Consider the following 8,185-nt stretch of genomic DNA (forward strand, 5'->3'; position numbering starts at 1 on the left):
ATTCCAAAAGCCCTTCGGGCAGCAATAAAGATAGTAATTTACGTTCGGCTTCTTGCAAGGGATATCTGTATTAAGGATGCTAAACTAAGAAATTTTTAACACTCCCCCCAAGAATTCTGCTTGATCCTTGATGTCTACCAAAAAATTCCCGACCACATCCTTGAATGTTAACGTGAGATTAAATTTTGTTTTCTGTTGGCCTAAATTAATAATACCACCCTGTAGTAAAATTTTAGTGGGTATTAGGGTTTGATGCAAATTGGGTTTTACTTGTGTTCCAGTACGAGAGGTTTCCGCCAATTCTACTTTTCGGATTAAAGGTTTAGCTATCAATTTATTTTGAGACATGAGTTTGACTTTGGATATCTTCAAAACCTGAGGTTGCACTACGTCCATCTTTTTCCTATTCCTTACAAGATTCTTAAAAATGTAGGTTTGAGGAATTTTTTCTTCGGTGGCGATGGGACTATCTTGCGCGGATGTGCTTTTATTATAAGCGTTAATCCGTCTCACAAACACAAATTTTTCGATATAAGCAGGTAACAGTCCTTTATTAATGTCATTTTCATACGAAACAACCTGTGAATCTGTCAAATTCCAAAATCTAGAATTAATGAGATTTGGTTTAAACCAATTTCTAAGTAAAGTGACAAAAATATATTCAAATTCAATTTTAGAATAAGCAACATTGGTACTATTATATACATTGTATAGACTATCTGATAAAGAAGATTTAGCAGAAAGCTCTAAATTTGAAATTTCATTCTCTTCTAATACTACTTTTTTCAACCAGCGTATTCATACTTATAAATATCATTTGGTAGACACGTCACTGGTAAAAACTCAATGTTAGAACCTATCGTAGACACTTTAGAAAGATCTGCTCGAAGTTTTAAATATTCCTGATTCCATTGTGATACAAATACAGATCGCTCGCTTATATTGGAAACTATTTTAATGGCATTCTCAATCCCATCCTTGTCACCATCTACTATCCAATCGTTAAAAGCTTTATTTTGAAGAAACTCTAGCTCTGCTTTTTTTGATAAACTCTCTGTGTCATTGGGATTACCCATAAGATTATCATTCAAAAGCAGTAAATCTTTTGTCAGACTTTCATATTTCGCTTTAAATTTGCTGTAATTTTCAAACTTTATAGATTTAGTCTCACCATCTTCTTGATAAAGCACCGCTTTTGCATTTCTATATTTTTGTTTATCATTCTCCGAAAGTGAACCTTCAATCAATTTAGCTTGATCAAATATTTTCTTATAATTTTCCTGCAAAAAAGACTCCGCATTCAACTCGTATATTTTTTGATTTTTTACAATGGCGTTCGCAAGATGAGCGAACGCCATTTGATTTTCATATTTATCGGAAATTTGGTGGTTAGTATCAGTATTATCCAAAAAATTAAAATCCTGGTTATTGAAACTCGTAGTAATTGGAGAAAAGGTAAGAAAATATCGAACTGACTCTGTATTTAACTGATTAAATACAGATTTCAGTTTTTCGAATATTATGGCATTTAAAAACATGATATTTTCTATTAAATCCAATTCTTGATATTAGGAAGTGGGTCGGGACTTTTTGGCAAAACACGGCAGTTAAAACCTATGATCTGCATTCCTATTACACTAATACCTTGCGTTTCTGAATGCGATGTTAAATCTGATTTATAGCTTGCTGATGAATAATGAGCATCTACGCTAAACGGGCCCCATCCTACCGATGTTTCTGCTTTATCGGATTTAAAGATGGAAGCATATTCCGAATTATATTTTCCAAAATCTAATACCAAATTGCGTATAAACAATACAGCGGTGGGATATGCTGGTAAAATACCATTTGGTGGTCCTGCACCATCACTCAAGAATTCGCCTCTCGATTGTACCTCTGGACTTCCTGGATCTAATTTCCATGCTTTGGAAGTTAGAAACGGTGTTTTTAACCAAGGTCTTACAATAGGAACCTGACACATTTCAAAAGTCAATTTAAAATTAGGGGCATTAATTTTCTGGTTCTTACTTGAATCCTTATGTTGATATCCTGCGGATGCACCTATTCCTAAAAATCCAGCAGAAGCTCCGCCTCCATAGGAAGTGTATTTACTGGAAGAATGACGAGCATAATCAGATGAACTAAAGGAGAATTTTGTCCAGCCACCTGTCATAAAATTACCTGGCACTAGTGAGGTGTAATAGAAATCTGAGCCAGAAGCAAGTCCTGTCAATTTAGCTCTTTCCAATGTATCTTTATATTCCGCTTTAAGCAATGACAAATCCTTCGACATAATTTGGTCTATCCGAGCAGCAATACCTTCATATTCGTTTTTATAGCCATTGGTAATCCAGTCAGCCATTGCTGCTTGTACTTTCTTACGGAGAGAAGAAGCATTCATAGCCCAAAAGTGGACTGCTCTAGGATTATCAGCGGCAAGTGCATCCACCCTATATGTGTTATACTCTAGTACCGCGTCTACATAAGCAGCCATTTTTTCATTGTATAACACTACCAAAGGACTAGGTTCTATTACTTCTGTTTCTTCGTCTGTAATAAGATCCTTCTTAATTCTTTTGACCTGCAGAAGCTCTCTGAATTTCTCTACTTTTGCTTTTTCTTCCTGCGAAAGCTCAGTATTAGCCACTTGACTAAATTGAAGGGCATATTTATGCACATCAGACAATGTTCCTTCGTTATGATGAATACTCAATTTAGACAATTGATTATTGGCAGCTGCAGTTACATCAGGCACAAAATCTACTAAACGGGCAAAATTTTCTGCTTGTTGGTAAAGCCAACCTGTATCAGTAGTTCTGATAACGTTTTTTTCTTCCTCCGTAAGTTCTATTATGTTTCCTTCACTATCCTTTTGGGGTGTGTATACGCCCGAAACTCCCTTTGATAGAAAACGTAAGTCTTCGGCTCGTATCGGAATTCCTGGTGAGCACCAGCTAAAAAAATTATCTTTAGATGCAGGTACTGTCGCATCTCCACCTGTCAAAATTTCGTAAAGCTTACCCAACACACTATGCATCAGTTGGTCAGGTAAAATGTTTGATAAATCAGCCATACAATGAATATTTAAATAGTTAGTATTTATATTATTATATTACGCTCTTCCTATTTTGGGGGAAGAACGAAATATGTTATATAAAATTAAGATGAGCTCACAGCTTTATAGCAAGGAAAACAACTTTACTAAGAGGGGTGTTTTCCTCCATTTTTGGCTTTTGAATTAAAATCTTAAAGTATTTTTAGAGCTTTGAGAATTAGCATGCTTTACAGACAACAAGCGGGACAAGAGTAATAGTTCTAAAAATTAAATCTTAATTTTCAAATCAGTACAGGAATACACGAAATAAATGCATGGTTTTTGCCTCAAAAATTTTGCTTTTAATCTATAAAAATCTATATTTGCAACGTCGAAAATGAAACAGCAAGCCCAGCTGGCGGAATTGGTAGACGCGTTGGTCTCAAACACCAATATCTTCGGATGTGCCGGTTCGACTCCGGCGCTGGGTACTAAAAAGCCAGATGCATTGCATCTGGCTTTTTAAATTTAAAAGGCGAATCCCTTGGGAAGATCCGCCTTTCACACTAAACCAACCATTATTAGCTCATAGGTAGAAAAAACTAATCAACTATATTTTATTCCTTTAATTGTAATTTGGTTCGGGATTGTACTCCGCTTGTTGAGAAATGATCTCCCAATTTGGATTACGAATACATCGTACATTTTTTCGAGCGGAAGAAACAAAATTCAGACCTAAAGCATCTACGTTTAACAGCTGAATAGAATTTATTCCCTTTGCCCGAAATTGACTGGATAGAAACACTTGTCTTGTAGATCCAAAATATCCCCAAGCACCAGCACCAATTAACCCCAACACATTTAGTCCTTGCTCACTTGTCCATAGTGCTGTAGCTTTACCATAAGTATCAATCACATTTACATTTACCCATCCATCTCCTAATACATTTATGTCAATAGGATCATATCCATTATAATAGAACCTCAAAACATTCGAAGACTCAGGATATACGGCACTTGAGCCTTGCGCAGTATTATACTCTATATAATTTGAACCAAAAACAGCATTTGGTAGCTTCTGTTGCGAGAATATCCGTTAAATTACTTACGACAGTTGGTAAAATGCCATCCGTAGTAAGATTTGTCGAAGTACGTGTCAAGTTCAGAAAAGAAGCTTTTGTGGGCTGCATCCATCTATTTCCTGGATAAACCAAAGCACAGGGATCACGCTGCTCGCCTATTACTGTACTTCCCCATTTACCAGGTATATGTCCTTTAAAGGAAAAATAACTTCTAAAATCGTCTGTCTGCCTATTTTCGTGATAAAACCGATAAGGATTACGAGTTCCTTGTGTACGATACAAATTTTCTCTCGCCCAAGAAACTCCTCCAAAAGTCAAAGCGGACTCTATCAAATCCATCTTAGCTCTATAACGCTTTCCAGGTTCGATATTAAATTGTTTGGCAATAGCAAAAACAGTTGTTGGAAAACTTCTTACTGCGGAATTATCAAGCAAGATTGAAAGATTTTGTAAACTAAAACTGAAATTATTCCAGACTTCAGGAACTGCCGTATGCAGGTACACTAGCTTGCGGTCATTATAACCTTCATCAATATTTGCAAAAGGTGATAGCGGAATGGTTTGCTGTGGAAGTCCTATTACACTTCCTGCCACATTAATACCTCCTTTAATGTCAAAATTTGATGTTTTAAGTATATTTGCTGGCAAGGAGAAGGTCATACTTCTGATTTCATCAGTAAACAGCCCTCTAGCATCGATTTCAACGGCTATTAAAGCTGTTTTCCTTTGGAGTATTACTTCCATTGGATTCAAATCTTCTGTAATTTCCACTTCACCACTCGCATAGACAAAATCTCTATTGATACCCATAGGTACAATGGGATTATCTAAATCTTCAATTTCAGGAATTGTTTCTTTGTCATTATATGAATAGATATACCACTTGATTTTATCGCCCAAATTTGCACTTATTATCGGCCCATCAGGTTCATTTCTACGAGTAACATAATCCATCTTATCAAAAAATTCCTGTTCATTTTGATCATTTACGTGGTATACCAATAAGCGATAAGTGACTCCATCCTCCAATTTGGAAGGCTCTGAACCAATTGCAGCACTTGCAGATTTTATTTTTTCTTTTGCATCAATCGCAAAAGAACTCGTAGATTCAAAACCATCATGAGTTTCATACATCTTTTGAACCTGTAGCCCATCTAATTTATTAGAAAGCGCATTTTTATCCAAGTTGAAATTATGTATCCTTTAAGTGTCAAGCGTAAGGTCACTTTACCTTCACTATTAGGATTACTAATATCTTGCTTATTACATCCTACTAGATTTAGTAGAATAACTAAAGCCATCCAATTTGAGAATAAATTTTTCATAGTATAGATATTTACAAATCTCCACTTCCGTAACCACCCTCACCATCTTCCCAATCACCAATTAAGATATCATCGTCAACATCGCCTCCTGGAACAGAAGAGTTACATAAACAGTTTTCCATAACTAACATCAACAACCTACCTGTAGGTTTGACATACTTTTTCTTGTTTTTCATGGTGTTATTTTTAGTTTACAATAGGTAGAAGCAAACTGAAAAATAATTTCTCTTTATTAATTATTTTAACTTGAAAATAATAACATTTAAAGCTACAGAAAGTTTTTGAAAAAAAATAATTTTTTAAAAGAAAATATTTTATCAAAAAAAATAAAGTCCTAATTATCAAAATTATATTTTTAAACAAAAAGATAAATAACAGAAAAAAATTACAGTACCGTCCTAAATAAGGTAAAAATGGCGGTGTATTTATATAGCAGGGATTGCTATATTTAATTCGCTAAAATTCCATCACCGCCATGGTAAATATAAACGTATTTTCTCAGATATTAGGACTAGTAGATCGCAATATTTTTAACAAATTAGTTCAACAATATCAGTCCGATAAACACCATAAAGGAATTAATAGTTGGACACACTTTGTAAGTATGCTTTTCTGCCATCTTTCCTCTGCTGATTCCGTTCGTGATATTTCTAATGGGCTTCGTAGTACTACAGGAAACATGAGTCATATGGGCATCTCCAGAACACCTAGCAAGTCCAACCTCTCATACATCAACAAACATCGTAATCATGGCCTATTTCGAGATTTGTATTATAAACTTTTGGATGATTTGTGGCGTAAAGATTCTCCAAGACGCACCGAGCTTAACAGACTCAAGCGTAAAGTATATCTCATGGATGCTACTATTATTCCTTTATGCTTAAGTGTATTTGACTGGGCAAAATTCCGCAGTGCTAAGGGAGCTGTAAAACTTCATACTATCCTTGATTATGATGGCTGTATGCCCAGTTTTGTGCATATCACAGATGGTAAACAACATGAATCTAAAATCGCCAAGACTATTTCATTTCCTAAAGGCTGTGTGGTCGTTGTAGATAGAGGCTACGTTGATTATGCTTGGATGAACGTTTTGGACAGCAATCAGTCCTTTTTTCTCACACGCAGTAAAAGCAACATGAAATATACGGTAGTGAAAACATTTCAAAGTGAGGCACTCCAGGACAGCGGCGTCCTTCAGGATCAAATTATTGAACTTGATGGGGATGCTAAAAAGCACTATCAAGGAAAGAAAATGCGTATAGTACGTTTTTGGGACAGCATAAATAAGGCTGAATATGAGTTTTTAACAAACAATTTCACCTGGAAAGCATCAACAGTAGCGGCCTTATATAAAGAAAGATGGGAGATTGAAACTTTCTTTAAGCATCTAAAACAGCGTCTGAAAGTAACCAATTTTGTAGGAACCTCAGAAAATGCTGTCTACATTCAAATTTGGACTGCATTAATAGGAATACTACTCTTTAAATACATTCAGAAAAAAGCTAAATACGATTGGAATTTATCCAATCTTGCGAACTTTATTCGATTAAATATATTTGTGAAAATTGATCTCTGGAAATGGGCTAATGATCCATTCTTTTCTGGTAAACCTCCTGATAAAATTGGACAGTTTAAACTCTTCTAAAACAATAGAGAGGGTATATTTCGGATTTTTTAACAAAAGCTTTCTTAATTCATAGAAGATAGCAGATAATCTGCGGCCTAAAATTTATTTAGGACAGTAATGAAAAAATTATCATCTGTTTAACCTGAAATAAAAAAATCATTTAATATAAAAATTATGAATAATCACATCGCTGTATTATAATATTTTTATAATAATTCGTTATTATTATATACAACTATAAACAAATGATTCTCAAAACATTAGACAACATTCCTCAAATAAAACGATTTAAAAACTGCATTAAATCCAAAATAGGTCATATTGCATATTTGAAAACTGATTATAAATGCCCAAAGAAATGGTATGGAAATGAATATGGTGGCTTTTATGTAAATCCTACTGTTTTGAATGGAGAATCTATTGTTTATTCTTTCGGAATTGGTCAAGACACTTCATTTGATCTTGATATAATTAAGTATCACAATAGTTCTATCTATGCGTTTGACCCCACGCCAAAATCTATTGCATGGGTAAAAAATCAAATTTTTCCGAACAACTTTCATTTTGAAGAAATTGGTATTGGTAAATCTTCTGGACAGGCCACCTTAAATTTACCCAAAGACAAAGAAAATATCTCTGGTAGTTTATATTCACATCAATTTGTTGATTGTTCAAATACAGTACAAATTCAACTCGAAACTTTACAAAGTATTACAAATAGGCTACAACATTCATATATTGACGTATTAAAAATGGATATAGAAGGTGCTGAATACGATATAATGGATAACATCTTGGATACAGGAATTGGTATTAAGCAAATACTACTCGAAATTCACGAGCGATTTTTTGAAGATGGCAAACAGAAAACCGAAATGCTATTGCAAAAATTAAGAAAAAAAGGGTATAAATTATTTGCAATATCAGATAGTTATCAAGAATTGTCATTTATAAAAATTTGATTATAATAAAAGAATCCCAATCAGTTGATGAGGGCACTGAAAAAGTCCCCTTTTATATTGGGCCAAAAAAAAGGAGTGGAAAGTGCATTTTCTACTCCTTTTTTTGTATCTTAAATTAAGCTTTAACGGATATCAGGATGCTTTCTACCCAACAA

8 protein-coding genes and 1 tRNA gene are annotated in these 8,185 nt (G+C 34.3%); 3 read left to right on the forward strand and 6 right to left on the reverse strand.

All coding sequences use genetic code 11. From position 1 onward, the window contains the following. Positions 1-84: 84 nt before the first annotated feature. From H8B04_RS16405 to H8B04_RS16415, 3 genes are read right to left on the reverse strand one after another with little or no spacing between them, the layout of a single operon-like run. On the reverse strand, positions 85-789 hold the full coding sequence (locus tag H8B04_RS16405; protein WP_190303030.1) for a hypothetical protein: 705 nt from the start codon (positions 787-789) through the stop codon (positions 85-87). Beyond that, complete coding sequence (locus H8B04_RS16410) at positions 786-1,559, reverse strand: hypothetical protein (protein ID WP_190303031.1); 774 nt, start codon at positions 1,557-1,559, stop codon at positions 786-788. Before H8B04_RS16410 ends, H8B04_RS16405 begins: the two co-directional genes overlap by 4 nt. Further along, the gene (locus tag H8B04_RS16415; RefSeq protein ID WP_190303032.1) at positions 1,550-3,073 is read right to left on the reverse strand and encodes a hypothetical protein; all 1,524 of its coding nucleotides are present in this window, start codon (positions 3,071-3,073) and stop codon (positions 1,550-1,552) included. The genes H8B04_RS16410 and H8B04_RS16415 overlap by 10 nt, the downstream gene beginning before the upstream one ends. Positions 3,074-3,443: 370 nt before the next feature. On the opposite strand from H8B04_RS16415, the gene H8B04_RS16420 reads away from it, so the two are divergent. Beyond that, positions 3,444-3,525 (forward strand) — tRNA-Leu (locus H8B04_RS16420). A gap of 134 nt (positions 3,526-3,659) precedes the next feature. On the opposite strand, the gene H8B04_RS16425 is transcribed toward H8B04_RS16420, so the two are convergent. The 3 genes from H8B04_RS16425 to H8B04_RS16435 form a co-directional block, all read right to left on the reverse strand. Further along, positions 3,660-4,022: a hypothetical protein gene (locus H8B04_RS16425; RefSeq protein WP_190303033.1), complete on the reverse strand. Its 363-nt coding sequence runs from the start codon at positions 4,020-4,022 to the stop codon at positions 3,660-3,662. Between the two features lie 46 nt (positions 4,023-4,068). After that, the gene (locus H8B04_RS16430) at positions 4,069-5,301 is read right to left on the reverse strand and encodes a hypothetical protein (RefSeq protein WP_190303034.1); all 1,233 of its coding nucleotides are present in this window, start codon (positions 5,299-5,301) and stop codon (positions 4,069-4,071) included. Positions 5,302-5,452: 151 nt separating this feature from the next. Continuing rightward, positions 5,453-5,617, reverse strand: a complete 165-nt coding sequence (locus H8B04_RS16435) for a hypothetical protein (protein ID WP_190303035.1) — start codon at positions 5,615-5,617, stop codon at positions 5,453-5,455. 299 nt (positions 5,618-5,916) lie between these two features. Between H8B04_RS16435 and H8B04_RS16440 the strand changes: the two genes are divergently transcribed. Beyond that, on the forward strand, positions 5,917-7,086 hold the full coding sequence (locus H8B04_RS16440; RefSeq protein ID WP_190303036.1) for an IS4 family transposase: 1,170 nt from the start codon (positions 5,917-5,919) through the stop codon (positions 7,084-7,086). Between the two features lie 227 nt (positions 7,087-7,313). Continuing rightward, the gene (locus H8B04_RS16445; protein ID WP_190303037.1) at positions 7,314-8,030 is read left to right on the forward strand and encodes an FkbM family methyltransferase; all 717 of its coding nucleotides are present in this window, start codon (positions 7,314-7,316) and stop codon (positions 8,028-8,030) included. Positions 8,031-8,185 lie beyond the last annotated feature (155 nt).

The sequence above is a fragment of the Sphingobacterium litopenaei genome, assembly GCF_014692495.1.
Lineage (GTDB): Bacteria > Bacteroidota > Bacteroidia > Sphingobacteriales > Sphingobacteriaceae > Sphingobacterium > Sphingobacterium litopenaei.